This is a genomic window from Paenibacillus sp. LBL, assembly GCF_029893715.1.
Classification (GTDB): domain Bacteria; phylum Bacillota; class Bacilli; order Paenibacillales; family Paenibacillaceae; genus Paenibacillus_AQ; species Paenibacillus_AQ glucanolyticus.
In genome coordinates, this window is record NZ_JARXYU010000017.1 from 38608 (window position 1) to 65563 (window position 26956).

Sequence of the window (26956 nt, forward strand, 5' to 3'; positions counted from 1 at the left end):
TCTCTACATCCTACCCCATCCCTGAAGCATTCGTCCAAGATTCAAAGACTATAGGTCTAATAGGTATTCATTATGTAAGCCTCCTGATCACAAAGGAAACGACGGTTCCATTGCCCCGCGAGCTGTTGATCTCCAAGCCTTGCCCGTATATTTGCTTCAAGCGGCGGTCCGTGTTGATCATGCCGACTCCCTTGAGGTGTTTGTGGTTTCGCTGATCTTGCTCCAGCATGCGGCTGAGGTGCTTCTCATCCATCCCGACACCATCATCCGCGATAATAATCTTCACGATTTCCGCTTCACTTGAAATGCTGATGCTCACGGTTCCCCCCTCAGCCCGTACCAGTATTCCATGAACAACTGCATTCTCCACAATCGTCTGCATGGCCAATGGAGGCAGCTCCAATTCCTGAACAGGAATTTCGTCCGCAATATTCCAATGGACGCGGAGCCGGTTACCATACCGTTCACCCTCGATATACAGATATGAACGAACCAGGCCCAGTTCCTGCTCCAGCGGTATAAGTCGCTGCAAGTTGCTGACATCATAGCTTGTTCTCAGATAATGGCTGAATTCCTCAATCAGCATAATCATCCGGGAAGGGTCGAGCTCGCCTAATGAAGCGATCGAATTTAATGTATTGTGCAGAAAATGCGGCTGGATTTGTGCCTGGAGCCAGGCCGCTTCCATATGCAGCCGTTCCTGAATGGACCGCTTCAGTTCCAGCAGTGCGCGTACCCTCGTTTTTAGTTCCAGATGATCCACCGGCTTAATCAGATAATCGTTGGCTCCGGACATGAACCCCATATGGATATCCTCGGGCTGGCTTCGGGCGGTCAGCAGCAGGATCGGAAGCTCGGCGAGCATATATCTCTGCCGAATACGTCTGGACAGCTCATATCCTGACATCTGGGGCATCATCACATCCGAAATGATCAGATCCCACTCGGCCTGCTCCAGTAATCGGAGGGCCTCCTCTGCCTGGGTCACGACAGTAATCCAATACCCTTCGCCAGAGAGCAATCCACGGATAACCTTCAGGTTAACCGGATCATCATCTACGACGAGCAATCTGAAGACGTCTTGATCCGAATACGGCTTAACCTCCACCGCTTCGGTCCTTTCCTTATCGGACACATCCATCTTATCAAATGCGGCCCCCGTCTCTTGTAATGAAGTTGAGGATGAAGCGGCCGCTGCGATCAATTCCTGAGTCTGCAGCTTCTCCTGTGCCGTAATCTCGTTCAGTTTCAAGGTGAACGTAAATGAAGTTCCCTGTCCGGGAACAGATGACACGGAAAGATTCCCTCCATGCAGCTCGACCAGCTGTTTACAGATGCTCAGCCCAAGCCCCAAGCCGCCTCTTGCAGCAGTCAAACGGGAATCACCCTGCTCATATGGGTGGAATATACGTCCCAGCGTCTCTTTCTCCATGCCGATCCCCGTATCACGAACATGGACGCGAGCGGTTGCCTGATCCGCATCCGCAGCTAGCTCAATTCGGCCATGCTCGGTGTACTTCAACGCATTATGGATCAAATTAAACAAAATCTGGACCAAACGGCTTTCGTCAGCGCGTACCTTAGGAAAGTCATCTGCGATCTTACATACCAACTCGATGGGTCTGCCTTCCGCCATCGGCCGGAGCATATCCAGCACACCCTGGGCTGCACCCTGAAGATGAACAGGCTGAATGTTAAGCCGCATTCGGTTGTCCTTCAGCAATGAAACATCCAGCAAATCATCCAGCAGCAGCGACATCCGCCGGCCAATTCCGGTTATCAGCTCAAGCTGTCTTTGATCCTCTTTCGCTGGTGCTTCTTGTTTCTTATCCCGATCCAGCAGCGTTTGTGCGATATTAATCATGCCGTGCAGCGGGTTCCGCAGTTCATGAGACGTATTCGCGAGAAATTCATCCTTCATCTTGTCTGCACGCTTCAGCCGCTCAGCCTGTTCCTTCAGAACGACAGCGTTTCTCGTAAAGCGGATGAACCAGAAGGAGGCGAAACCGAGAAATGCGATGATCAGATCAACCGGATAATACGGAAGCTCTTTGAAATACCAAAATCTAAGAATTCCGCTTAGCATAATATTGCAGGACACGGCAACGGCCGACAGCAATATGAATATCGCGGCCTCCGTCCGCTCATTGACCGCCTTTCTGGCCATTGAGGGCAGAAACAACACGGCACCTATTAATACCACGGACAAAAATTTAGTGAGATACACCATAAGATGAAACGGCAGAATCAAATAAACCACTGCATAGGAAACTGCCAGAATCACGTAGACCCGATAAAAGACCTCCTTGATTCTGGGCTGAAGCAGATGCTTGGTGCACAGAATCAAGCATAGAGAAATCGCCACATAACTGATAACCCTGAGCTTCACCGTCCATTCAAAATTAATGGCAGGAAGCCAGGCAAGAAGCAGCTTATCATCGTCAACCAGCGTGGCAAGGAGAGTGACAAGAATGAGACCGGCAAAATAGTATAGGCCTTTGCTCCGATAGCCGATCAGATACAAAATAAACACATACAAGACATGAAGCAGTAACACGATGCACACCAGCAGCTGCATGTTTTCCGAGAATGCTTTCCCCTTCATGACCGCTTCAGCCGTTCCAAATTTGATGGGCAGCCGGATTCCGCCGGAATCCGGATATTGATAATTGCTCACTTCCAGGGTGATATCCAGCTCATTTCCAATGCCCGGTGGAAAGATTGCGACATGAGGCACATTCCTGGCGACATGAGTGTCTGGCGTATCAGACGGATGGCCTAATTCGTGCACTAAATCGCCATTGACGTACAAACGATAGGCCGTACGGATATCCGTGATCCAGATGCCATAAATTGCGCTCTGTTTCGGTACGAGCACCTTGAGACGATAGGTTCCGTATCCGATCTCGCTTCCGTTCTCGTTCAAACTCTTCCAAGGGCCGGGAACCTGCAGGCAGCATGAATCGGAGGCCGTCTGTGCTCCTTGATGATGCAGCCGTTCAGGGCCCCTCCATTGATTCGGATAAAAGATCCATTCCCCATTAAGAGCAACCATATTTCGGTCATCCGCCTGCCACCCCCGCAGATCTAACACCCCCTGCTGGAACGAGACTTGTTCGGGTACCATGATGAACTTAAACCATACGAATCGTATGAAGAGTAATATCACGATAAATAATAAAGTAATCCCCAGCAATCTTCTGCCGGAGATCGGTTTGGATTCAGTGTTGGAATGGGTCGACAACCATAACAGTCCTTTACCTTATAATAATGAACCCTACATCATGTCCATTATTTTACATCGTTACAGGACCGCTGTCTTTAATTTCGACAAAGTTTCAGCTTAACCTACTGTCAGGCACACCCCTTACACAACCGCCTTCCCTTCACGCTGCAGCGGCCGGTATGGAAATAATTCTGCGGCAGAAACATGTTTTAACCTATAATAAGAATAAAATCTTTTCCTTCCCGACGCCTCATACAGCCACGAGAAAAAATCGAATATCGAATCATCCACCCATTTTCCGTTGTATTCAACGAGCGACCGCAGATAAGGGATTTGGAGTTTCACTTTGCCCTCCCACATGAAAATAAACGTGTTGACCTCCGCATTTTTTTGCAATAAAAAATGAAGTGTTTGCTCATCCAGCAAAAACTTCTCCTGGTCACATATGAATACAGGCCCCTCGTCTGTCGCTACGATGCCGATCAGCTTTGTGTTGAAATGAACATAGAAGCCTCTGCAATACTGGACATCCTTCCCCGCATCCAGCTCAAGCTCCCGAAACGATCCAAGCTCCAGCCCCACAGCCTTATGCAGCGAAGACTCCTTAAATCTCCGAATAAATTTCATAACCGAATGATGTACCTCCTGATTCTTATGATTCTCTCCAGAGTATAGGCGGCCATCCTCTACAATTTCTGAACAGGGCACCAGAATGCAGGTCTTCCTTCTTCGAACAATATAAAAAAAATCACCGAATGCATATCCGGTGATTACGCGCAATATAAGTGTTATTCTAGTTCAGGCTCTCAGTATGAGCTCCGTGGTTCCATTCGTCGTACCACTTTTTTATGTAAGGACTCGGCTCCTCACCCATCTCATCCCTTAATAATTGAGACAGAAGAGCGAATTGTCGGTGCACTTGTGCCGGATTATCCTGCATCACATATAATTTCATAAGTGAAAAATAGGCCTTCTCCTCCATGGGATGCTGCCTCTGGATCGAGGAATAACACAATATGGCCTCATCCATACGCTCCTGCTCCACATACCAGTCCGCCATGCATAAAGAAGAAGTAAGCCATAACTCCTTCAAGCGCTGCCGTTCCCCCTCTGCCCACCAATAATCATATTCCTGCAGGTAATCGCCTGTGTACAGCTTCATCATTTCAATATGCCGATCAATCGAAGCGGCCGACACGGAAGGGTTTGACGAGAACCAGTTCTCCCATTCCTCGATGTCCAGCTGTACGTCCTCTATATTCAGCACGTAGCCTTCCGTCGTGTTGGTAATCTGAAACCTAGTGTCGTAAGGCTCCAGGGTCTTTCGGATGTGATAAATGGCGGTATACAGCTGCGGATATGCCTTGTCCATATCAAACTCCGGCCACAGCATATCAATCAATGCCGACTTTCGAACAAGCTGCCCCCTATGCTGCAGCATATAGATGAATATCTCCTGGGCCCGGGTTGTCCGCCAATGGAGCATGGCAAATTGCCCTGGATCATTCGGCTGCTCGACCATCACTTGACGAAACATTGTCATCCGAATTTTGCGGTTGGGCTCCATAACCTCTTCCGGCCTTGCAGCAATGCGGCTTCGCAAGCGCTCCATCGTTTTGGCCACTCTGTCGATCTGCACGGGTTTCACAATGTAATCGACCGCATTCAATTCAAATGCAGTAACGGCATATTCGTGATAACCCGTCACAAAAACAATGCACAGATGGGGCTTTTGTTCCAGAAGCTGCTCGGCCAGCTCAATTCCGTTTAATTCGGGTAAGCTGATATCCAAAAAAACGATATCCACATCCCGTGATAGAATTTCTTTTCTCCCTTCAAAGGGATTCGTGTACGCGCCTATTACATCTATAGAAATGGTATCCAGTTTTAACAGCTGCCGTTCTAAATACTTCAAGGCCAACGGTTCGTCATCTACGAGAATTACCTTCATTCATATTACTCCTTGGATTGGAAAAATACGGTCATATTTAACTATATTGATTCCTGCGCATTGTTGCAACAATCGATATCGCAATTATGACAATATACTCATTATTTTTTCTCTTGAAAAACTTATAATTCCAAGTATAATACTTGGTATAAAACTGAGAAAGAGTTTGCTAAGGGGGCCTTCAACTTGGAGTATCACGATAAAGAACCGGCATCTTTGTCCCTTGATGATTATCTCGATCTTCTGAATCTGGCCATTCGCTTGGGAGATACGAAGTGGCAGGCAGATATTATGGCCACGCTCCAGCAAATGCAGGAGCCGCAGTCCAAACCGCACATGAAAAAGGACGAGTGCACCGAGCAGGAGCTGTGGCAATGCGTGGATCAAATCAATGACCGCATGCTTGTCCTGTACAATGATCTGAAGACAACGGATGATGAAGACATGCAGCGCGAGCTGCTGGATCAGATGTGGAGGCTTAAAATTGCGCGGGTTGAGGTGTTCCGAAAAATACGCTCGATATATCTATAAAACAAAGACGATTCTTCAGCTGGAAGAATCGTCTTTGTTTTATAGATGAGGATATCGCTCTCTATAATTATACATTCAGGTTATAATACACAAACTCATCATCCCTCGCGTACCCCGCGGATTCATACAACCGCTGCGCTTTCAGGTTATGCAGCTGCGTGGACAAAGTCAGCCCCTTGGCACCGGTTTGAACAGCATGCATTTTCGCTTGATCAAGCAATTTTCTGCCGATGCCATGCCCCCGGCAATCCGAATCCACAAACAGATCATTCAGAATCCATATGCGGGACATCGAGAGCGATGATAAGGATGGATATAGCTGTACATAACCTGCCGGAACCAGAGTATCTGCCGTCTTAGAGACTGCTAAATAAATAACTGAATCCCCTTGAGTGAGTCTCTCCCGGATATATTGCTCTGCCCCGGACAAGTCATCATCCCGCTTGTAAAATTGCCGATACTGATTGAATAAACCGGCTGCCTTGCCCAGATCCTGCAATTCTGCTCGATATACATAAATCTCCGCCTTCAAACATCCCACATCCTTTTTGTCCATCGTTAATTCTAGTGTACTGGGGACATGCAGGTGTTTAGAATGCAGATTTCAATGAATTGTTTGCATGGATAACCCTATTTAGCCATCCCGATATCCGCTATTACGCTTGATGATATAACGCCCTGTATTCATCCTCCAGGATACTCATCATAATGGAGTCATGGTAACGGTGATTGTAGTACAGCGCATCACGCTGGACCCCTTCCCGTTTAAACCCTACCTTCTCGTAGGCCTTAATCGCCCGTTCGTTATAATCAAACACCTGCAGCTCGATCCGGTGAAGATTAAGAAGTCCAAAGGCATATTCCAACAAAAGCCTGATCGCTTCCGGTCCATATCCCTTACCTAGATGCTCAGCGGAATCGATAGCAATGCGAATATTAGCATTCCGGTTTATATGATCGATGTCCTGCAGAGCTACGTCACCAATGACCTGATCGTTATCCGATAAAGCAATCAGGAGCAGCACGGTATCGCCGCCAACAGATTTAGCCTCAATATATCGACGAACGCCTTCCATCGTAAAAGCCTGTCTTGTCCCCGTCAGCCTCCGCATTTCCGGATTGAACAGCATCTGGAAATATCCTTCTGTGTCTTCTTGTCCGACGGGTCTCAAGTAGATCCGCTCGCCTTCCAGAAACCGTACCGGTTTCGGATTCCATATGGTTGAACTCATTGCCGTTGTAACCTCCTGTTTCCTCTGGAACTTGAAATCCCTTATACTATATCAATACATTGACCATATCCATATATGCAGATTCCAATAATTATAAAGGACAGATTCTATGAAACAGGTTCCCCTTAATCAAACAGAGATTACATCAGCGCTTGATGATTCCTCTATCCCTCTGTATGTGGGATTATATCAATATATCAAACAGGAGATTTCAGGCGGTCAGTGGCCTCATTCAGCCCGTCTTCCTTCCGTGCGCAAGCTTGCGGAGCTGCTTAATGTCAGCACCACGCCGATTGAAATGGCGTATCAGCAGCTGCTGGCGGAAGGGTTCATTGCCAGCAAACCCCGCAGCGGATACTATGTTCAGATGGCAGCCGATCCTCCCTTTTCGCCTCCTATACAAACGTCTTTACCAAAAGGGCCGATGCTTAAGCGCCACCGCTACTTCCCATACGACTTCCACATGTCGAAGAATGAATATCAATATTTCCCGCTGACGGAATGGAGAAAAACCTATAACCGTTGTTTGCAGGAAAATGCCACCACTGACATGCTGTTCTACGGTGACCCTCAAGGCGAGGAAGGGCTCCGTTACCAGATTGCAAACTACGCCAGGAGTTTTCGCGGGGTATCCTGTACACCTGAGCAGGTGATTATCGGCTCGGACCCGTTCCCTCTTCTGGATCTGGTCAGCCGATTGCTGCTTCCTTACGGACAGACTATCGCGGTAGAAGACCCCTGTTACCCGCAGCACCCGGAGGTTTTCCGGCAGAAGGGCTACGATGTCATTCCCATCCCCGTGCTTCAGGATGGGATCCATCAGCAGGAACTGCAAAGCAGCGGAGCATCCTTCGTATCCGTCTCCCCCTCCCACCAGTTCCCGACGGGGGTCATCATGCCCATCTCCCGCAGGCTGTCGCTGCTGCAATGGGCAGATGAGACCGGTGGTTTCATTATCGAGGATGATTCTGATGGTGAGTTCAGATATGAGGGAAGACCGATCCCGAGCCTTCAGGGGCTGCTGCCCGACAGCCGCGTCATCTACCTGGGAGGGTTCTCGCAGGTGCTGTCCCCCGCGCTAGGCATCCAATATATGATTTTGCCGAACATACTGCTGCCGGATTATCATCAATTAAAGTTCCAGCTGTTTCTGGATTGTACGGCCTCTAAGCTGAATCAGATCACACTGGAGCGCTTTATGCGGGAAGGCCATGTCGAACGGCATCTGCGCAAAATGAGAATGAAACTCCGCAGAAAGCATGATCGCCTGATCAACGCCATTAGGTATCACTTTGGAGATCGCGCTCATATATCAGGTACCGGCTCCGGGTTTCACCTCATGCTCGGCCTGAGGCATCCCCTGTCCGAGGAGGAGCTGCAGACGATAGCCGAGGATCGGGGAATCCGCGTAAACTCCGCTTCCTATACGCGAATGACTAACCCTGATCATCCCAAGGAGCCGGAGCATCGAGAGTTCATTCTCGGTTTTGGCGGACTGAGGGAAGATGAGATTGAAGCAGGCATTAAGCTGCTGGCTGACTGCTGGCTAGGCGACCTGCGTATCTAGGGAGCATTTTGGCATCGGCAGGCAGGCCATACTGCTTGCGGAACGCTGTATATTTTCACAACAAAAGGCTGCCCCCTTAGATTGAAGCAGGGGACAGCCTTCTGTTCATTTGGTCTGCAATACGTCGGTAACGCCGGCAGAGTATTCTTCTCGCGGCGGTGGTTACACAGAACGGCCTACGATGACCAGATCCCGCTTGATCCCGTCAAGCTCCGCAACCCCGGGGAGCAGCCCCCACTGGTCAAAGCCATACTTCTTCAGCAGCTTCAGGCTCGGTTCGTTATGACCAAATACAAACCCTACCAAATTGCTGACCTTAAGGCGCGGACTCTCCTCAATTGCCTTCTCAATCAGTATACTGCCGGCACCGGTACCGCGATATTTCTCGTTTACATATATGCTGATCTCAGCAGTTCCATTATAGGCTGGTCGCCCGTAAAAGGATTGAAAGCTCATCCATGCAACCATTCCATCATCAGACCGCATGACCCACAGCGGCCGAAAATCGCTGCTGTGCTCTTCGAACCAGCGAATACGGCTCTCCACCGTAACAGGCTCCAGGTCGGCGGTTACTTTTCTGCCTGAAATCGTTGAATTGTAGATGTCCACAATGGCCGGCAAATCCTCTTTGACGGCGTAATCGATACGGTATTGATGCGTCATCATGTTCTACCTCCGAATAGATGCGTAATAAAGTCTCATAATGAGTGTAAGATGCCTTGCTCCATATGAGATCTATTGTACAAGAGGCAGCGGAAAAACGCTTCTATTTTCTTAGGGGGAGATTATTCACGAATGTATTGCCCAAGGAAAACTTTACTTACACTAAGGAACACGATACCCTAACATTAAAGGCATAACGACCGTTTTTCGAATAAGAAAGGAATGAATGCAAATGAACGAACGACTGCAAAGTTTGCAGCAATCCATGAATACACACGGCTGGGATCATCTGCTGGTGACAGACCCCAAGCATGTCTATTATTTGACCGGCTTTGCGAGCGATCCTCATGAACGCTTTCTCGGCCTGCTCCTCTCCACTGTGAATGAGCCGGTGCTTATCGTGCCGGCTCTGGATGCCAATGCGGCCGGGGCTGCTTCAACGGTTAAGAATATTGTCACTCATCAGGATACCGAGAACCCGTATCTTTTGCTTAAACGGCAAATTCAAGGGGCAGCGGGGACATGGGCCGTGGAGAAGGAACAGCTTACCGTCTCCCGTTATGAGCAGCTCCAGCAGCATGTGAACGCTGACCGCATCGATGATGTCGGTGTTGTTCTCCGGGAACTGCGAATCCGGAAGTCCGCAGATGAGGTGAAGATCATCAAGCATGCAGTCCGGCTGGTTGAAGAGGTTCTTACTCAAGGACTGGCCCAGGTAAAAATCGGCGTCAGCGAGATTGAGCTTGTAGCAGAGCTGGAATACTTGATGAAGAAGCTGGGCGCGGATGCCCCCTCCTTCGCCACGATGGTACTATCAGGTCCCAACACAGCGCTGCCGCATGGGGTCCCCGGAACACGCCGTATTCAAGCCGGGGATCTGCTCATGTTTGATCTGGGCGTATATGCCGGAGGTTATGCGTCGGATATTACCCGTACCTTTGCCGTAGGCGAACCGAAGCCTGAAGCCGTACACGTCTATGAGACGGTCCTCGCTGCGAACCTGGCCGGTATTAAAGCCGTCAAGCCAGGCGTAACCTATGGTTCGATTGACCAGGCGGCTCGTAAGGTGATTGACGATGCAGGATACGGCCATGCTTTTGTACACCGTTTAGGACACGGGCTTGGCATGGATGTTCACGAATATCCATCGATCCACGGCATGAACCAAGAACTCTTGCGGCCCGGTGCAGTATTTACAATCGAGCCTGGCGTTTACCTGCAAGGAGTAGGCGGCGTACGGATTGAGGATGATGTCATCGTAACCGAGAATGGCGTAGAAGTGCTAACCTCTTTCCCGAAAGAGCTGACCATCATCGGTTAACGTTGTTTTCATCATAGCAGTAAGCCCGAATGCCGTTATGCAACGGTATTCGGGCTTTCTCTGTTTACAACGGCCTATTTGCTGTCTCTGATCCATGTTATCCTTGTACGCACCCGAGGCGAAAAAGCCATCCTGCCGGCACAACATTCGCCGTCAAGATGGCCCTCCATTCAATTCGCTTATTTCGCTTATCCCTGAACCAAGTCCAGTTCAATGTTGTCATCATTAAACACGTCTTTATCCACTTCATTCATGACTTTCCCTGTAATCACGCCGGCTGTCATGGAATCATTCACATTCAGCGCTGTACGGCCCATATCAATGAGCGGCTCTACGGATATTAACAGACCCGCCAGGGCTACCGGGAGGTTCATCGTCGACAGCACGATGAGTGAAGCGAAGGTTGCTCCGCCTCCAACACCCGCCACGCCGAAGGAACTGATCATAACAACCACGATCAAGGTAAGGATAAACGACCAGGAGGTTGGGTCCACACCGGCTGTCGGCGCGATCATAACGGCCAGCATGGCAGGATAAATGCCTGCGCAGCCGTTCTGCCCAATCGTGGCACCAAACGATGCCGACAGGTTCGCAATGCCTTCGGAAACACCTAGCTTTTTGTTCTGCGTCTGTACGTTCAGCGGGATGGTAGCCGCGCTGGAGCGTGACGTAAAGGCGAAGGTCAGGGTAGGGAACACCTTCTTCACATATTTGAGCGGATTGAACCCGAATATCGCAAGCAACACCAGATGGATAATGAACATAACAATCAATGCCACATAAGAAGCCAGCACGAAATCGATCAGATTCATGATGACCTGCAGATCCGTTGTGGCAATCGTTTTGGCCATCAATGCAAGAATCCCGTAAGGCGTCAGACGAAGCACAAGGGTCACGATACGCATGACGACGCCATAGACTGCCGAGATCATATTGCGGAAGGTTTCCGCCTGCTCCTTGTTTTTCCTGTCCAAACCGAGAACCGCTATCCCGATGAATGCGGAGAAAATGACGACCGCAATCGTCGAGGTTCTTCGCGCTCCGGTCATGTCGGCAAACGGATTGCTCGGAATGAAATCAAGGATCTGCTGGGGCAGAGTCCGGCCCTCAACATCTCCGAGCCGCTCTTGCAGAAGTGCGCCTTGCTGCTCTTCGGCAGCACCGCCTTGAATATTCACGGCAGACAAATCAAATGCCAGAGCGGTTGTAATACCAACTGCTGCAGCAACCGCCGTCGTTAGCAGGAGCACCGTGATGATGAGGCCGCTCATTTTGCCAACATTCCGGCCTCCCTTTAGCTTCATGATAGCCGATATGATCGATACCATGATAAGCGGAATAACCATCATTTGCAGCAGCCGAACATACCCGTATCCAATCAGATTAAACCAGTCGGTGGATTTCACCACCACATCGGAAGTCGAAGTGTAGATGAGCTGCAGTGCCACTCCGAACAACACACCCAAGCCAAGTCCTGCAAACACTCGTTTGGTAAACGAGTAATGCTTTTTCTGCATCCAGTACAAAATGCCGACCAGCAGAATCAGAACAAGGACATTGATGATAACCCAAAGCGTTTCCATCCTAATCATTCCTCCCATTCTTGTATAAGGATATGTTGTATCATCCTCATGTCATAAGTGCGCTAGTATGTATTCATTTCCATCTCACGGCCCACTCTAAACATAACATTACCCATTCCCGTAGATTTCCTATCGAAATCGTTGTTTTTCAGCTGATGTTGATTATGTTGATCGGATTACCACTGCTATGCCTCTTCTATCTTATCATGTAAGTTTCAAGAGCAGAACCACAAATATTAACACAACCGCTTCGATCAGTTCATTCAGCGCCCCGTAAGTATCTCCCGTCAGTCCGCCAAGTCTTTGGCTCATCCTTTCCGCCGTTACCGTTCCGATTGCCCATGAAATGAACGGTATGAAAAAGAATCCCCCGATGCCCAGCAGCCAATAATCAGCGGTATCTGCCATGACCCATTGGAGACCTATGATGACAACTGTTAACAACGCAGCCATGGAGCCCGCCAGCCTTCTTCTTCCAGCGGTCAGTCCGTGAAACAAGGCCGCAAGCCCCTCACTCCCCCGCGCCATCGGCCAGCGATACATGGCATGAACCATGAACCATCGGCTCCAGACCGGAGCAAGCACCAGCAGCCAAGCTTCCTGCTTCCAGGCCCCCTCCGATAAATCCCATACGGACATAATCAAGGCAGCCTTCAGCAGGAGAAGCAGCATACACGCCATGACCCCCATCGCACCTACGCGGCTGTCCTTCATAATCTCCAGCATCCGTTCGCGTGACCGATGACTAAGCAGGGCGTCCGCACTATCCATCCAGCCGTCCAGATGAAGCCCGCCCGTCAGCACTACCCATACGATCAGCAGGATGACAGCAGCAGGAAATGAAGGCAGCACAAAGCTCAAGCCGATTCCCAAACCGACCACAATCAGACCGATAACAGCGCCTACCCATGGATAAAAAACAACGCTCCGCTGCTGAACCTCTGGCGTAAAGGGAATCTCGCGCCGAATTGGAAGCCTCGATAAAAATTGAAAAGCGGCCGCAGCCGCCTGTATCATCTTGCTCATATGAGGTACTCCTTGCTCTTGATTTCCACCGGAATTCCCGCAGTCACCAGAAATACTTCGTCACAGACCCGGGCCAGCCTCTGATTCATAATCCCGGCCCAGTCGCGGTATATCCTGCCCAGCGGATATTCGGGCACAATGCCCGACCCCACTTCGTTTGTCACCAAAATGACCAGGCCCGGATAGACCTGAACCGCTCTTGCCAGCCTGCCGATCGAAAGGCCCAGACGCTCTTCCATCACGGCTGTTCCTTCAGGCTCAGCCTGGAGCAGTACATTCGTAAGCCACAGCGTAAGGCAGTCCACCACTACGGCCGGAGCATCTGAAACCGTTTCGCCAAGCGTGTCCAGCAGCTCTGGCAAGGCAATTGGCTCCTCCACCGTCTGCCACCCATAAGCGGAATCATGCCGCCGGTCTTGATGGATGCGGATGCGTGCTTGCATCTCATCGTCATAAGCCTGCGCAGTCGCCACATACATTCCGGATTCAGCCCGCTTCATGCACAGCTTCTCCGCGAATGAACTCTTCCCGCTTCTTGCCCCTCCCGTGACCAGCACGCTTCCTTGTTGGCTCATACCGATCCCCCGCTGATTCCGGCGCTTTCAAACGTCGCCATCTCCTGCATGATCCTGCAAGCCGCTTCCACCAGATGCAGGCACAGCACGCCGCCGGTTCCTTCTCCAAGACGCATGTCCATTTGCAGCATCGGGTGGAGTCCCAGTTCTTCGAGCAGAAGAACATGCGCCTGCTCATGCGAAGCATGAGAGGCAATCATATAAGCGAGGGCTTCCGGACAAATCGATTTTGCAATCAAAGCCGCCGCACTGGAAATAAAACCGTCGATGATAACAGGGCATCCATGTGCAGCTGCACCGAGGATCAGCCCCGTCAATCCGCCGATTTCATAACCCCCGACTTTGGAGAGCACATCCAGAGGATCATGCGCATGCGGTTGATTGACTTGTATAGCCTGCTCCACAACGTTAATCTTATGTATCAGCCGCTCATCGGTTACGCCAGTTCCTCGTCCCACAACCTCAGAGGGTTGTTTGCCTGACAGAACCGAGAAGATCGCGGCGCTTGGCGTTGTGTTCCCAATGCCCATCTCACCGGTCACGAACATCTGCGTCCCCTGGGAAGCCAGCTCTGCCGCTATCTCTGCTCCGGTCATGATGGATTGCAGCGCTTCCTCTCTGGTCATGGCCGGTCCTTTAGCCATATTGGCGGTTCCTCTGCCAATGTTCCTGGAGAGGAGTTTCTCATGGTTCAGCTCTGTCCCAACGCCGATGTCAACACAATGAACGCCGGCTCCCGCCTGGCGCGCCAGCACGTTAACAGCTGCGCCTCCATTCAGGAAGTTCATGACCATCTGAGGCGTCACCTCTGCCGGAAATGCGCTGATGCCTTCCTCACACACTCCATGGTCCCCGGCCATGACAACGACAGATTTTTTTGTAAACGACGGCTTGATGTTGCCTGTGATCCCGGCTAATTGAATTGCAAGCGACTCGAGCTTGCCAAGGCTCCCCGGAGGTTTCGTCAAGGTGTCCAAATAGGCTGCGGTCGCGGCCTGTACTTCGGCATTCAGAGGTTTGATGTTAGCCGGTATATCGTTCAAATGATCCGTCAAGGATTTACTCAATTCAAACTTCCTCCTTCTTTCTTGCACCTAAATCTTACATCGCCAGCAGAAGCCGGAGCAAGAGCTGTCAGGACCATGTGCTGTTCGCCGTTAACAGCACCTGTGGAGCTCCGTTCTCGGGATGGGTGACAATGGAGGGCTCTACCCTGAATATTTGGCGAATATATTCTGCTGTCAGCACTTCCTCCGGCTTCCCGACCCCTGCGACCTTTCCCTGATCCAGAACCAGCAGCTTATCGCAAAATTGAGCCGCCAGGTTCAGATCATGCAGTACGCTGATCACCGTAATGCCGGATGAGTTCCGCCATTCTGCCACCATATCCATGAATTGAAGCTGATAGCGAATATCCAGATAGGTTGTCGGTTCATCCAACATCAGCAAGGACGGCTCCTGGACCATCACCTTGCCAAGGGCAACTCGTTGACGCTGACCCCCGCTTAACTCGGTAAGCCGACGTTCCTCGAAACCGCCAAGATCCAGCTTCCGAATAATGGCATCAATGAGCGGGGTCGCATCTTTATCCTCTCGACCAAGCCAATTCAGAAACGGGAAGCGTCCCATTTCCAGCACTTCCCGCACGGTAAAATCCGTCGGATCGAGACCTTCCTGCTGAAGGACGGCTACGATTCGTGCCAGCGCTTTTCTGTTATAACTCGAAAGCTCCCTGCCCCGGAGCGAGACGCTCCCTGCCGTAGGACTCTCCACACCGGATAACAGCTGCATCAGGGTGGATTTGCCGCTTCCATTCGGACCGATGATTCCCCACCATTCACCTTCCGTTATGTGCAGATCTACACCTGCAAGTATCGGCACCTGGCCATATGCCTTGCCAAGACCCTGGGCTCTAATCATGCTAACCCCTCCCTACGCCGTTTTTTGTTCCGGTACAGCAGGTACGCAAAGAAAGGAGCGCCTATGAATGCAGTGACCACCCCGAGCGGTATTTCCGTTGGAGCCAGCACGGAACGTGCAGCCGTATCGCACCAGACCATAAAAATCGCACCGCCCAGAGCCGACAAAGGGACAATGATACGGTAATCGGAGCCTGTGATAAGGCGTATCATATGCGGAACCACAAGCCCCACGAAGCCAATGACGCCGGAGACCGATACGGCAGCGGCGGCAAGCAGGGTAGCTACGATCAGTACGCTTGTCTTCAGGCGATCCACATTCAATCCCATATGAGCGGCCTGCCGTTCCCCAAGCGACAAAATATTAAGCGCCCGCGACCGGCTCCATAAATACGCGAATCCCACGATAAAATACGGGAAAAGGATGGCCGTATACGACCATCCGCGCATGCTCAGGCTCCCCATCGTCCAGTACAGGATTTGGTTTACCGTATCTTTGGACATCACCGTCAGAAACGAAACCACGGCGCCCAGAAACGACTGCATGACCACCCCGGACAGGATCAGTCCGTGAATCGGCAGCTTTCCTTGATCCCTTGCCAACAGCAGAACAACCCACAATGTGCCTGCTCCGGTCAGAAATGCTACAAGCGGCAGGGTGTAACCTCCGGCAAAGGAGTATTCCATCCCGAAAAAAATCAGGGATGCTGCGCCAAGCGCAGCACCCGAGGATACACCGAGCGTGAACGGATCCGCCAGCGGATTACGCAATACGCCCTGAAAGGCAGCCCCGGCTACCGCCAGGGAAGCTCCAACAAGCATCCCCAGCAAAATCCGCGGTAACCTCACCTTCATCAGAATTTGTTCGGATGAAGCTTCCCAGCTCGGGAGGATGGAATCGCCGATCCCCGGCAGCCGGTGCAGGAGCATCGCCCCAATCTCTCTCACAGGCAGGTGAACGGATCCGATTCCGAGACTGACAACCAAGGTTAGCAGCAATAGGATAACGCCGGCCGCACCGAATCCTGCAAGTTTTTTACTCATGGATTCATCAGTTCCGGGTAAACAGCCTTCGCCACTTCAATCAGTCCTTGCGTAACGCGGGGACCCGGACGGCTCAGCAGGTTGGCATCTACGGCAATGACCTGATCGTTCTTGATGGCTTCGATCTGATCCCAGCCTCCGCGCTCTTTAATGAGTTGATCCAGTGTTTTTTTGGTCGCTTCATCAACCACATCGTCCGTGTACAGAATAACATCCGGGTTCGCAGCGATAATCTTTTCTTCGCTGATTTCGAACCAGCCTTCCGTATCGCCAGCTGCATTAACACCACCGGCTGCAGTGATGATCTCATCCATAAATTCGCCTTTGCCTACAGTCCATCCCGGGGAGAACTCGACGTACACCTTCTTCTTGTCTTCATCCTTCACGGATTTCACAGCTTCCGTAACGGATGCCAGTTCCTGCTTCATCTGATCTACGACCGCTTTGGCATCAGCTTGACGATCGGTAATTTGTCCGATCAGCTCAATGTTCTCCATCACGGCATCGATGGTTTTCGGATCATTGACAAACAGGGTTACGCCAAGCTCACGCAGTTTCTCGGCATTCTGTGCATTCATCGAAGCGGCAAACACCACATCGGCATCAGCTGCAATAATAGCCTCTTCATTCACTTGGAATCCGCCCAATTTGGGCTTGGATTTCGCAGCTTCCGGATAATCGTCATTATCCGATACGCCTACGATTTCCTCATCCAGACCCAGAGCAAACAGCTTTTCCGTCTCGGACGGAGTCAAGGATGCAATCTTAGCCGGCGCTTTATCAAACGTCATTTCAACCCCGGTTGAATCCTTAACCGTTAATGGATACGTGGTCTTAAGCTCCTCACCGGAGTCGGCTGGCGCTTCGTTAGTCTGCCCTTGCTCCTGTGCAGCTTGCGGCGTGGTTTCTTTCGGTGCCGCTTCTTCCCCGCCACAGCCGATCAAGGCCAGAGCCATCAGTATGGCTACTAGAAGTACGGACCATGTTTTGTTTATTGCTTTCATCTCTTCAAATCCCCCTAAACATAATTGAGAACCTGGCGCTGTACGTCTAAATTCCTTCAACCGATCCCCTGAGCAGGAAGAAAAACGTCAATCGTCATACTCCAAAGAAGCAAAAATCCCTGATTCCTCGTAAATAAGGACTCAGGGATTACGTTTTAACATAAGGACACCTGGATAACCGTTCACAGATAGCGCCTTAAACTGCCGTCCGCACGGGACTGCAAAACGTAATCCTCTCCTCGAAGGACCGTCATTCATTCGCTAAGGGCAGGTCTCCTGACTTACAGGCTGTAACGACTTCCCCGCCTTCCCAAGCGCTGACGCTCAGTGGCATGTGGAGAAGTCCCTGCTTCACAGTGGCGGGACCGTGCCGGACTTGCACCGGCTTCCCTATTAACCCGGCAGAAGACATGAATAACCTCTTCTGTCCGGGACCCTCGCAAACAATATGAATTTATTTATGATAGGCCAAGCATGGTTTCTCTGCACAAGATTATAGGCGATAAACCATCGCCTTACAACTGGAAGTTTCGCTCGTTTCAAGGGTTTAACGATATTGGTTTTTCCCGTTATCGTTCATTCCGCACCAAAATCGTACGATTTCATTTATTCGTTTACCCTTACGCCTCGCCAGCGTGCTCCGTCCCAGGCCAGCTGCAGCTGGAGCACCTCGCCCGGCGATACCGACGTAGCCCAGAATTCTGTATCCGGGAGGGTTGCCGCTGCAATCTGCCGGATGACGCCCCCGTGGGTGACTACAAGCACGTCCATATCGAGCACCCCCGGCTGAGTCTCGGTATCGTGGCCCGCTGATTCTGACTCTGACTCTGACTCCAAGAGAATAGCGGGGCCTTCCTGCATCGACAATAACCCCTTCATATCCTGATACATTTCGGCCAGAAAAACCTCAATTCGGGAACAAAAAGATGGCCAACTCTCCCCGCTCGGCGGCGTAACCGTTCCCGGGTTGTCGATCCAGCGCCGATAAGCCGCATTTTCCTTCAAATCCTCGTAGGTTTTCCCTTCCCAATCGCCAAAATCAAGCTCCCGCAGCTTCCTGTCATAACAGACACCGGGAATAACGCTGCCAAGCTCGACCTCATTTGTAATGCCGGGCATATGTAAATCCGGCAGGATGCAGTTCAGTGTTTGTCTACAACGAAGGAGATCACTGCAATAGACCTTGGCAAAATGCCTGGAGCGAAACTCCTCCCGCAGCGGAAGCAGCTGTTCCAACCCTTCCATCAGAGCCCCCTGATCCTCGTGACCCAGGTAACGGCGTTCCTCATTCCACTGCGTACGGCCATGACGAACAAGATACAGGTTCAGGCTTACAGCCATAACGCACCTCCGGCTGCTGTAATCAGCCCCAGCACCGCTGTGCCGAGTACCGTGAACAGAATGGATACGCCCAGCAGAAGCCGGGTTGTCACCCGAATATGCTCTGCATGAAGCGCACGTTCGGGATCGCCCATGTAAGCCCGGAACGAGATCACGCCTTGATAGGAATTCTCGCCTCCCAGGCGAATGCCCAAGGCACCGGCAACCGCGGATTCCGGGAAGCCGCTGTTCGGGCTTGGATGCTTCCGCGCATCTCTTTTGACCATCGCAATCGCTTGCTTCCACTGCAATGAGAACATCGCAGCCACCACGGTTAACAGGCCTGCGGTCAGGCGCGCTGGTATCCAATTGGCGATATCGTCCAAACGGGCGGAAGCCCAGCCTAGGGACTCGTATTTCTCGTTTTTATAACCGACCATGGAATCGAGTGTATTCACCGCACGGTAGGCCATTGCAAGCGGCGCTCCGCCGATCAGGGCAAACAACAGCGGGGCGATCACCGCATCCACGATATTTTCCGCCACCGTCTCCACCGTTCCGCGTACAACCTCCGGCTCATCCAGATGGTCGGTGTCTCTGCCGACCACCATGCTAAGGGAGTATCTCGCTTTGGCGAGATTCCCGGAATTAAGATGGCTGTATACTTCCAGTCCGGCATCACGCAGCCCTTTTACAGCAATCGTAGTGGCTATGAGCACGATCTCCGCTCCCCAGGCAAGCCAAGGATGAATCGCCGCACACAACAGCAGCAGAAGCCAAGTCAGCACAAAGGAGCCGCCGGCCACAATCACCGGCAGCAGAATGCCCGCACGCTTCAGGCCTTGAGCCGTAGTCGCACGATGGCGTATCCATCCTTCCACCCGGCGAATGACCTTCCCCATGCCGATGACAGGATGGGGCAGCCATCTCGGATCCCCGATCAGTAAGTCCAGCAGCACGGCTGCCCAGATGACCCATATGGCTGTCATATCCGGTCCGCTCTCTCAGAGACAATACTCTCCGTAACACTGCGGTAAACGAGTTGGCCAATCATACCGCCCATATCGGTTGCAGTTCCGGCATAATGATGATTCACGCCGTAAGCGGGATTTCCGCTAACCCCCAAGACGATGGCATCGGTTGTCGTTCCGGTCGCGATGGCTCCCGTTTCATGATCCTTCACGCCCAGATCATGAAGTGCTGCGGCCTTTGCTTCCGTTGCCGTCAGGACGGCATTCACCATACAAGCAGGCGTCATCATCCCGTCGATCAACAGCATGATATTAATCGTGCCCGGCTGATAAGCGGCAAAGGTCGTACGGCTTGATCCTGCACGCGCAGCATTGCCCACACCAGCGGTGGCGCAGCATAGAATGGAGGCTTGTTCCCCACGCTCTTCCCATATGGATGCATATTTCAGTTTTACCGCTGTCATCAATCCCGCCGTAGAGCCAGCCGGATACCCGTGTTCCTCGATAAAGCTAAACATATCGTTTACGGGATCACTGCAATCGTAATGCCTGTTCACATAGCGGTTCACCAGATGATCCACACGCCCAAATCCGCCGCCATATATGGCACTACTTAAGGAAACGGCCTGATCCGGCAGCGATATCCGAATATGCGGGTAATCCTGCTCCGCTTCCAGGAACACTGTCGTTCCCGGCCACGCTTCCGAACGGTAAAGGTGACTCTTGCTTGTTAGAAAAGGTACGGCCACGTTTCTCTCTCCCTGCTCCATGATCTTGTTAACTCCCCACCAAGTGCGCTGCCCATGTAACTGCCGTTCTGACAATCCCTAAGGCACGTCATCCAGAAGATTTCAAAAGAACCTCCGCCGCCATGGCAAGCATCCTGTCGTTGGACTGGGCATCTTTAACGGCTAGCCGGATATGGCGCTCACCCAGACCCGGGTACATGGCGCAGCTGCGGACAAGCACGCCGCGTCTGCCCATTTCCCGTTGAAAACTTTCTGCGTCCATATGCTGCGGAAGCTCCATCAGCAGAAAATTGGCTTCCCCTGGCGTAACATCGAGCCCCAGCGCTTGCAGTCCCTGCATCAGCTTGACACGCTCTTCGTGAATCAGCTGCAGCGTATTCTGTTCATAATCCCTTCCGCTCCCTAAACACACTTCTCCTGCAAGCAATGCCAGCCCATTGACACTCCATGTGACCTGCTTGCCAGCCATCGCCTGTATGACATCGGGATGCGCAGCAGTATACCCGAGCCGCAGACCCGGAATCGCATAGAACTTGGTCATCGATCTTACGATTACCGTCCGAGGATATTGATGGAGCTCTGGCATCAAGGTCTGCCTGTCTTCCAGCGGAATGAAATCAATAAAGGCCTCATCCAGCACCAGCCAAGTCCCTTCTTGCTCTGCAGCAGACGCCATATCGCGGATATCCTCGAGGCTGTATTGAACCCCGTTCGGATTGTTGGGCTGCCCCAAGAATACTAAATCCGTGCGGGCAAGCAGCGCCACAATATCCGCCTTGTCCGCACGCCAGTCCCGTTCCGGGCGACCGCAAACGGATCGGATATCCGATCCGAACTTGACAGACAGCTCCCGATATTCGGAAAAACAGGGATCGACCACTCCAACCGTTCGCGGCTGAAGGCCCATCAGCAGCAATGCCATGCATTCTGCCGCCCCATTGCCGACAAGAATTCGCTGGGCATCGGTGCGCAATTCCTCAGCGAGCATTCCCTTGAAGCTGCGATGCCCGGGATCCGGGTAACGAATAACTGCGCCCAGTCCTTCTTGCAATGCTGTTATGACCCCTTGAGGCGGTCCAAGCGGGTTAATGTTGGCGCTGTAATCCAGAAAAGCCGAAATCGGCTGTCCAAACGTCGAAGCAGCTGTCTCCACATCCCCGCCATGTCCGTATACCTCGATCAAGGGTTGTCTTTTATCACTCATACGGGCTCCTCCAGTTCCATTCCACAGCGCTTGCAAGCCCTGCCGTTATGTAATGCCACCATTATGTCGCTACATTCCTTGACTCGTCAACATGGAATGCTTTGTCTCTGCCTTAAAATTGGTTTACAATAGTCTTTGTGGCACCACATTTTGAATTGTGACGACGGAGGATACTATGCTATTTATCGATAATCAGGGGATCCATGATCCATCCATTAACCTAGCGATTGAAGAATATGTCTTGAAGCACTTGTCGATGGACGAGAGCTACCTTCTCTTTTATATTAATAAGCCTTCCATCATCATCGGAAAGCATCAGAATACGATTGAAGAGATCAACCAGGAATACGTTCGTGACAACAACATTCAGATTGTACGCCGGCTGTCCGGCGGCGGCGCAGTATACCATGATCTCGGAAACCTGAATTTCAGCTTTATTACAAAGGATGACGGGCAGTCCTTCCACAACTTCCTGAAGTTCACCCAGCCGGTCATCGACTTCCTGCAAAAGATGGGCGTGCCCGCTGAGCTCAGCGGCCGAAATGACCTCCAGGTCGGCGAGAAGAAAATTTCAGGGAACGCCCAGTTCTCGACGCGGGGACGCATGTTCAGCCACGGCACACTCATGTTTGATCTGAACCTGGATGACGTACAGGCATCGCTGAATGCCAATCCGGAAAAATTCAAATCCAAGAGCACCAAGTCCGTCCGCAGCCGCGTTGCAAACATCAAGGAGCTGCTCGGCACCGACATGACCATTGAACAGTTCCGCGCTGAACTGCTCCGCTCGATTTTTGGCATGGAGCCTGACCAAGTGCCGCAGTATGTGCTTCAGGAGAAGGACTGGGAAATCATCAACCAAATCTCGAAGGAGCGTTATCGGAACTGGGATTGGAACTACGGACTGTCCCCTGAGAGCAACGTGAAGCATGCCAAGAAATTCCCGGTGGGCATTATCGATATCCGCATGGATATCCGTGAAGGACATATTGGAGAGATTAAAATTTACGGCGACTTCTTCGGTGTAGGCGATGTCGCTGACATCGAAAACCTGCTCCGCGGCAAACGTTACGAAGAGCATGCCGTTCGCACCGCACTGTCAGACATCAACGTCAAACACTATTTTGGCAACCTGGAGTTTGATGATCTGATCAGCCTCATCTTTCTTGAGGAATAGAAGGTCTGAGGCATCCTGTTACTGGATTCCGGCCCAAATTTAAATAAGCCTCCCACCCCATGTGGTAAAAAACACAGAAGGGTGCGAGGCTTTTTTCGTCGATAACAGCTATTCATCACGAGGCCATAAACACATACCACACCAGGATAAGCGTCAACAGTATGCATACATTCTCTACTGTACGCCCCCACTTGCTTCCCGTGCTCATAATTTTAAATTTAATTCTCCATTTGAACGGCGGCAGCGGCCGGATGCCGCGGTTGGTCAAGGCATCTGCAAGCAAATGAATGGAATAGGACAGACCTCCGGCAAACCATAGACTTTCCCCGCCGATCTTGCCCTGCGATGCAAAATAGAGCAGACCTGTCCATCCAACGGCAGCATAGACGGTATGGGTTAACCCTCGATGGGTCACCAATGAACCTGCAATCAGCACGCTGCCTGCAATCGTGTTCCATGGGCTGAAGCTTTGCCCGAAGGATATCAGTCCAAGACCGATCAGAAACATCACGATATGACGCAGCGTCCGGCTTGGCAGGTATGACACGACCCCGATCAGTCCGGCCAGGGCGATGTTCCATGGCGCATACTCCTTGCCATAGAATGCAACGAATATAGCGGCGCCAATCATGGCGAGCTGAAGTATCCTCAGCATGCCTGAAGGAATGGCTTTGCGGACCAGCAGGGAGTTGGGTTCGTCAATGTCGGGAAGCAGAGCGCTAACCAGGGCCACAGCCGCAGCAGGCAATGTGACAGGCACCCCGCTCATGCCCATTACGGATAAAGTAACCCCTGTGCTAATAATCAAATGAGCTCTCCCCATCATGATGACAATCTTCCTTTCTAAAGCTCTGTGTTGACTATGGGATAGATGCCGGTCTTTCGTCCGATAAGCCCAGGGTCATGAGAATATACGTTCGGTTCATAAGTATAGCAAAATCATCCTCTTTTTGTCTAGCCCTTCCACTTTTGCTAGGGTTAAAAATGGTTGTCCTATCATCTGATATGGGATACAATTTGATCACTTGCCCCGGATTTCTGCCGGGGACAACTGTACGGACTCTCATCAGGAGTTGGAGTTTCTCATTTTCGGAAAGGATGACTACATAAGTGAAACGCGCACGAATCGCCGATCTCAGCCTGCTCGTGGTGGCTATGATGTGGGGATCTACCTTTCTCATCGTCCAGCATGCGGTACGCGTGCTCCCGCCGATGGCTTTTAATTCTGTCCGTTTTCTGGGAGCGGCCTTGCTTCTGGCATTCATCATTACGGTGTTTTATCGGAGCCAGTGGAAGCGAATTTCCGGAAAAATGCTTGTTCATGCTTGTCTGCTGGGTCTTTTTTTATTTATAGGCTATGCGTTTCAAACCGCCGGCCTGCTGTACACGACCACATCCAATACAGGATTTATCACAGGTTTGTCCGTTGTGCTGGTACCCTTCATATCCTACGCCTTATTAAAGCATGCCATCTCCAAATTCACTTGGATCAGCGCCTTGCTTGCGGCAGCAGGCCTGTATCTGCTGACCTTCACCGGATCGGGAATACGTCTGAATCAAGGGGACTTGCTGGTGCTGGTATGTGCCATTGGTTTTGCGCTTCATATCGGCTACACGGGCATTTATGCCGGGCGTTATCCTTCTTTGCTCCTGGCTGCGCTTCAGATGGCTGTTGTCGGAATATGCAGCTTGATCGCTTCCGTGGTGACTGAACATGTCGGGAATACGTCCGACCTCGTGGAGAAGTTGACCCAGCCGAACGTCCTGTGGGCACTGGCTGTATCCATCGGACCCACCAGCGCCTTCGCCTTCTGGATTCAAACCGTCTGTCAAAAATATACAACGCCTTCCCGTGTAGCCATCATCTACGCAACTGAGCCCGTATTCGCTGCGCTAACCGGAATCCTGTTTGCCGGGGAGCGGCTTACAATCATCGGAGGCATCGGTTGTTTATGTATTTTGGCAGGAATGATGATTGCGGAATTGAAGTCTGCGCCACAGAAGGTACAATAGAGATAAGACAGAGATAGATTCAAAGGAGAGATAACCATGACAACTTACAAATTGATGGCCATCGACATTGACGATACCCTGATCAATGACGATAAGGAAGTAACCCCCGGTGTCCAGCAGGCGCTGGAGCAAGCGGTCGCCCACGGTGTCGTTGTGACACTGGCTACCGGACGTGCCTATGCGTCAGCCCAGGCCATTGCCCGTCAGACCGGACTCAACGTTCCCATTATCACCTACCAAGGTGCCTTGATTAAAAATCTGCTCGATGAGAAGGTTCTCTACGAACGCTTCGTTCCCATTGATGCTGCCGTGAAGCTGTTTGAATACTGTGTGGAACACAATCTTCATCTGCAAACCTACATTGATGACAAGCTCTATGCCCGTGAAGAGAATCAGAAGCTTATCGATTACTGTGCCCTGAATCGTACGCCATATTATATTGAGCCTGATTTTATGACCATGGTTCAGAAGCCAACTCCAAAAATGCTCATCATCGACGATCCTGACTATCTGGATGAGCTGATTCCTGTGTTCCGCGAGCTGCTTGGCGATGAAATGCATATTACCAAATCCAAGCCGCACTTTCTGGAGTTCATGCATAAGGAAGGAACCAAAGGACACGCCCTCACCTTCCTTGCCGATCATTTTGGCTGTGATCTGAAGGAAACCATCGCTGTCGGCGATTCCTGGAATGATCACGAAATGCTGGAAGCAGCCGGACTTGGCGTCGCGATGGGCAATGCCATCGAGCCGCTTAAGGCGATTGCGGATTACGTTACGCTTGGCAACAACGAGGACGGCGTGAAACATGTCATTGATAAATTCGTGCTGAATAACGGTTAACATACGAAAAAAATAAACAAACGGTAACAAGCCTCCATGGTGATCCATGGGGGCTTGTACTTGTTCATATTTAGTCCTTTGTACGCGGTCAATTACATTCGCTTGGAGCATAGCAAGCTTGCAGACGTTCCGCTGTATCATTTCGGTCCGTATCAAATGTAAGAATCGGCTTCAGGAGTGATGCTTCGTTGTATTTCAGCAGCCCCACCTCGATACACAGCTCCATCAACTTATGAATACCGTTGAATTGCTGGCGATTCCGCTGATGAATGATGGACAGCGCTTCACGCACCAATTTCCTGGCCTGATCGATACTCTGATGTTCTACGGCTTGGATAATTTCTTTAATTCGCTCCAGATAGTACACGGTTCTCCGAAGCGAACGAATCAGCAAAATCTGCCGGACATGCGATGGAGTATAGAGCCGGTAGCCATTCTCGGGATTTCGATCCGGGGTTAACAGCCCTTCTCTCTCCCAATGCCGTATGGCAGACGATTCCACATTGGTCAGTTCGGCAACTTCGCCGATCGTCATGTGGGCTTTGAGCTTTTTCTCCTGGATGAGATTAAGGTCGGGATTCTCAAGCAGAGCAAGCGTTTCATCGGCAATATTCTTCTCCTGCTGCAGCCTGACCTGCTCCCCGTTTGCAAGCCAGAAGGCTTCATCCATCTCTTGTTTCTGGATGTGGCGAAGCACCTCATAAGTCACCGCAAAACCGAAACCGGGGAACATGGCACGCAGACACCGAAAGTAGGCCAGATGAGTCTGCGTATATAAACGATATCCGTTCTCGCTACGTTCAGGAGAGGGCACCACTCCCCAAGATTCATAATGCCGTAAAGCACTGGTACTGATTTGCAGCTCCTTCGCAATATCTTTTGGCTTGAGGTAATGCATGGCGTTCCCTCCTCGATTGGGATTGAGAGCCTACTTTACCAGAATCGCAAGCCATTGGCAAACCTTTAATTAAAAGGTTGAAGTACCTCGGAAAGGTTATGAATTGAACTCCTCGGGATCGCTTGGGTTTGGTGCTTAA

The 26956-nt window shown here is 51.2% G+C and carries 25 protein-coding genes and 1 riboswitch; of the genes, 6 read left to right on the forward strand and 19 right to left on the reverse strand.

The genetic code is table 11. From position 1 onward, the window contains the following. Positions 1 to 70 precede the first annotated feature (70 nt). The 3 genes from M2277_RS25695 to M2277_RS25705 all read right to left on the reverse strand — a co-directional run bounded on the left by M2277_RS25695 (position 71) and on the right by M2277_RS25705 (position 5177). Positions 71 to 3244 carry an ATP-binding protein gene (locus M2277_RS25695; RefSeq protein WP_280755942.1) on the reverse strand — a complete coding sequence of 1058 codons (3174 nt, stop codon included), beginning with the start codon at positions 3242 to 3244 and terminating at the stop codon, positions 71 to 73. A 123-nt stretch (positions 3245 to 3367) separates the two neighbouring features. Then, the gene (locus M2277_RS25700; RefSeq protein WP_280755943.1) at positions 3368 to 3853 is read right to left on the reverse strand and encodes a hypothetical protein; all 486 of its coding nucleotides are present in this window, start codon (positions 3851 to 3853) and stop codon (positions 3368 to 3370) included. 166 nt (positions 3854 to 4019) lie between these two features. Next, positions 4020 to 5177, reverse strand: a complete 1158-nt coding sequence (locus tag M2277_RS25705) for a response regulator (RefSeq protein ID WP_006212290.1) — start codon at positions 5175 to 5177, stop codon at positions 4020 to 4022. Between the two features lie 186 nt (positions 5178 to 5363). Here M2277_RS25705 and M2277_RS25710 point away from each other — a divergent pair, with 186 nt between their 5' ends. Continuing rightward, positions 5364 to 5708, forward strand: a complete 345-nt coding sequence (locus M2277_RS25710; protein WP_280755944.1) for a hypothetical protein — start codon at positions 5364 to 5366, stop codon at positions 5706 to 5708. Positions 5709 to 5775: 67 nt separating this feature from the next. Here the strand turns inward: M2277_RS25710 and M2277_RS25715 are convergent, their stop codons facing one another. Both M2277_RS25715 and M2277_RS25720 read right to left on the reverse strand, forming a co-directional pair. Then, complete coding sequence (locus M2277_RS25715; protein WP_348537794.1) at positions 5776 to 6249, reverse strand: GNAT family N-acetyltransferase; 474 nt, start codon at positions 6247 to 6249, stop codon at positions 5776 to 5778. Between the two features lie 115 nt (positions 6250 to 6364). Next, complete coding sequence (locus M2277_RS25720) at positions 6365 to 6940, reverse strand: GNAT family N-acetyltransferase (RefSeq protein WP_063480451.1); 576 nt, start codon at positions 6938 to 6940, stop codon at positions 6365 to 6367. Between the two features lie 109 nt (positions 6941 to 7049). Between M2277_RS25720 and pdxR the strand changes: the two genes are divergently transcribed. Further along, positions 7050 to 8507, forward strand: coding sequence for a MocR-like pyridoxine biosynthesis transcription factor PdxR (gene pdxR / locus M2277_RS25725; protein WP_280755946.1), 1458 nt, complete (start codon positions 7050 to 7052; stop codon positions 8505 to 8507). A gap of 162 nt (positions 8508 to 8669) precedes the next feature. Here pdxR and M2277_RS25730 read toward each other — a convergent pair whose 3' ends face one another. Next, the gene (locus tag M2277_RS25730) at positions 8670 to 9170 is read right to left on the reverse strand and encodes a GNAT family N-acetyltransferase (RefSeq protein ID WP_036639760.1); all 501 of its coding nucleotides are present in this window, start codon (positions 9168 to 9170) and stop codon (positions 8670 to 8672) included. A 232-nt stretch (positions 9171 to 9402) separates the two neighbouring features. On the opposite strand from M2277_RS25730, the gene M2277_RS25735 reads away from it, so the two are divergent. Continuing rightward, entirely contained in the window at positions 9403 to 10491 is a 1089-nt protein-coding gene (locus M2277_RS25735) for a M24 family metallopeptidase (RefSeq protein ID WP_280755947.1), read from the forward strand. A 188-nt stretch (positions 10492 to 10679) separates the two neighbouring features. Here M2277_RS25735 and M2277_RS25740 read toward each other — a convergent pair whose 3' ends face one another. The 11 genes from M2277_RS25740 to cobD form a co-directional block, all read right to left on the reverse strand. Next, a complete protein-coding gene (locus M2277_RS25740; protein WP_006212297.1) occupies positions 10680 to 12074 on the reverse strand; it encodes an L-cystine transporter in 1395 nt (464 codons plus the stop codon). 204 nt (positions 12075 to 12278) lie between these two features. Continuing rightward, complete coding sequence (gene cobS / locus M2277_RS25745) at positions 12279 to 13100, reverse strand: adenosylcobinamide-GDP ribazoletransferase (RefSeq protein ID WP_280755948.1); 822 nt, start codon at positions 13098 to 13100, stop codon at positions 12279 to 12281. After that, complete coding sequence (cobU, locus tag M2277_RS25750; RefSeq protein WP_006212299.1) at positions 13097 to 13675, reverse strand: bifunctional adenosylcobinamide kinase/adenosylcobinamide-phosphate guanylyltransferase; 579 nt, start codon at positions 13673 to 13675, stop codon at positions 13097 to 13099. The genes cobS and cobU overlap by 4 nt, the downstream gene beginning before the upstream one ends. Further along, complete coding sequence (gene cobT, locus M2277_RS25755; RefSeq protein ID WP_280755949.1) at positions 13672 to 14742, reverse strand: nicotinate-nucleotide--dimethylbenzimidazole phosphoribosyltransferase; 1071 nt, start codon at positions 14740 to 14742, stop codon at positions 13672 to 13674. The genes cobU and cobT overlap by 4 nt, the downstream gene beginning before the upstream one ends. A 67-nt stretch (positions 14743 to 14809) precedes the next feature. Further along, positions 14810 to 15595 (reverse strand): ABC transporter ATP-binding protein, encoded by a 786-nt coding sequence (locus M2277_RS25760; protein WP_063480457.1) that lies wholly within the window; start codon positions 15593 to 15595, stop codon positions 14810 to 14812. After that, positions 15592 to 16638, reverse strand: coding sequence for a FecCD family ABC transporter permease (locus M2277_RS25765; RefSeq protein ID WP_280755950.1), 1047 nt, complete (start codon positions 16636 to 16638; stop codon positions 15592 to 15594). Before M2277_RS25765 ends, M2277_RS25760 begins: the two co-directional genes overlap by 4 nt. Continuing rightward, a complete protein-coding gene (locus M2277_RS25770) occupies positions 16635 to 17642 on the reverse strand; it encodes an ABC transporter substrate-binding protein (RefSeq protein ID WP_036639776.1) in 1008 nt (335 codons plus the stop codon). The genes M2277_RS25765 and M2277_RS25770 overlap by 4 nt, the downstream gene beginning before the upstream one ends. 249 nt (positions 17643 to 17891) lie before the next feature. Then, positions 17892 to 18096: riboswitch (cobalamin riboswitch) on the reverse strand. Between the two features lie 152 nt (positions 18097 to 18248). Next, the gene (locus M2277_RS25775) at positions 18249 to 18983 is read right to left on the reverse strand and encodes a histidine phosphatase family protein (RefSeq protein WP_280755951.1); all 735 of its coding nucleotides are present in this window, start codon (positions 18981 to 18983) and stop codon (positions 18249 to 18251) included. After that, the gene (cbiB, locus tag M2277_RS25780) at positions 18974 to 19951 is read right to left on the reverse strand and encodes an adenosylcobinamide-phosphate synthase CbiB (RefSeq protein ID WP_148246576.1); all 978 of its coding nucleotides are present in this window, start codon (positions 19949 to 19951) and stop codon (positions 18974 to 18976) included. The genes M2277_RS25775 and cbiB overlap by 10 nt, the downstream gene beginning before the upstream one ends. Next, entirely contained in the window at positions 19948 to 20703 is a 756-nt protein-coding gene (locus tag M2277_RS25785) for an adenosylcobinamide amidohydrolase (protein ID WP_280755952.1), read from the reverse strand. Before M2277_RS25785 ends, cbiB begins: the two co-directional genes overlap by 4 nt. Positions 20704 to 20770: 67 nt before the next feature. Beyond that, positions 20771 to 21886, reverse strand: a complete 1116-nt coding sequence (cobD, locus tag M2277_RS25790) for a threonine-phosphate decarboxylase CobD (RefSeq protein ID WP_006212309.1) — start codon at positions 21884 to 21886, stop codon at positions 20771 to 20773. 175 nt (positions 21887 to 22061) lie between these two features. Here cobD and lplA point away from each other — a divergent pair, with 175 nt between their 5' ends. Then, positions 22062 to 23063: a lipoate--protein ligase gene (gene lplA, locus M2277_RS25795; RefSeq protein ID WP_036639785.1), complete on the forward strand. Its 1002-nt coding sequence runs from the start codon at positions 22062 to 22064 to the stop codon at positions 23061 to 23063. 115 nt (positions 23064 to 23178) lie between these two features. Here the strand turns inward: lplA and M2277_RS25800 are convergent, their stop codons facing one another. Further along, complete coding sequence (locus M2277_RS25800) at positions 23179 to 23889, reverse strand: metal-dependent hydrolase (RefSeq protein ID WP_006212311.1); 711 nt, start codon at positions 23887 to 23889, stop codon at positions 23179 to 23181. A 284-nt stretch (positions 23890 to 24173) separates the two neighbouring features. Between M2277_RS25800 and M2277_RS25805 the strand changes: the two genes are divergently transcribed. Beyond that, on the forward strand, positions 24174 to 25076 hold the full coding sequence (locus M2277_RS25805) for a DMT family transporter (RefSeq protein WP_280755953.1): 903 nt from the start codon (positions 24174 to 24176) through the stop codon (positions 25074 to 25076). A gap of 36 nt (positions 25077 to 25112) precedes the next feature. After that, positions 25113 to 25919: a Cof-type HAD-IIB family hydrolase gene (locus tag M2277_RS25810; RefSeq protein ID WP_006212313.1), complete on the forward strand. Its 807-nt coding sequence runs from the start codon at positions 25113 to 25115 to the stop codon at positions 25917 to 25919. A gap of 88 nt (positions 25920 to 26007) precedes the next feature. Here the strand turns inward: M2277_RS25810 and M2277_RS25815 are convergent, their stop codons facing one another. Further along, on the reverse strand, positions 26008 to 26817 hold the full coding sequence (locus tag M2277_RS25815; RefSeq protein WP_280755954.1) for a TioE family transcriptional regulator: 810 nt from the start codon (positions 26815 to 26817) through the stop codon (positions 26008 to 26010). Between the last annotated feature and the right edge of the window lie 139 nt (positions 26818 to 26956).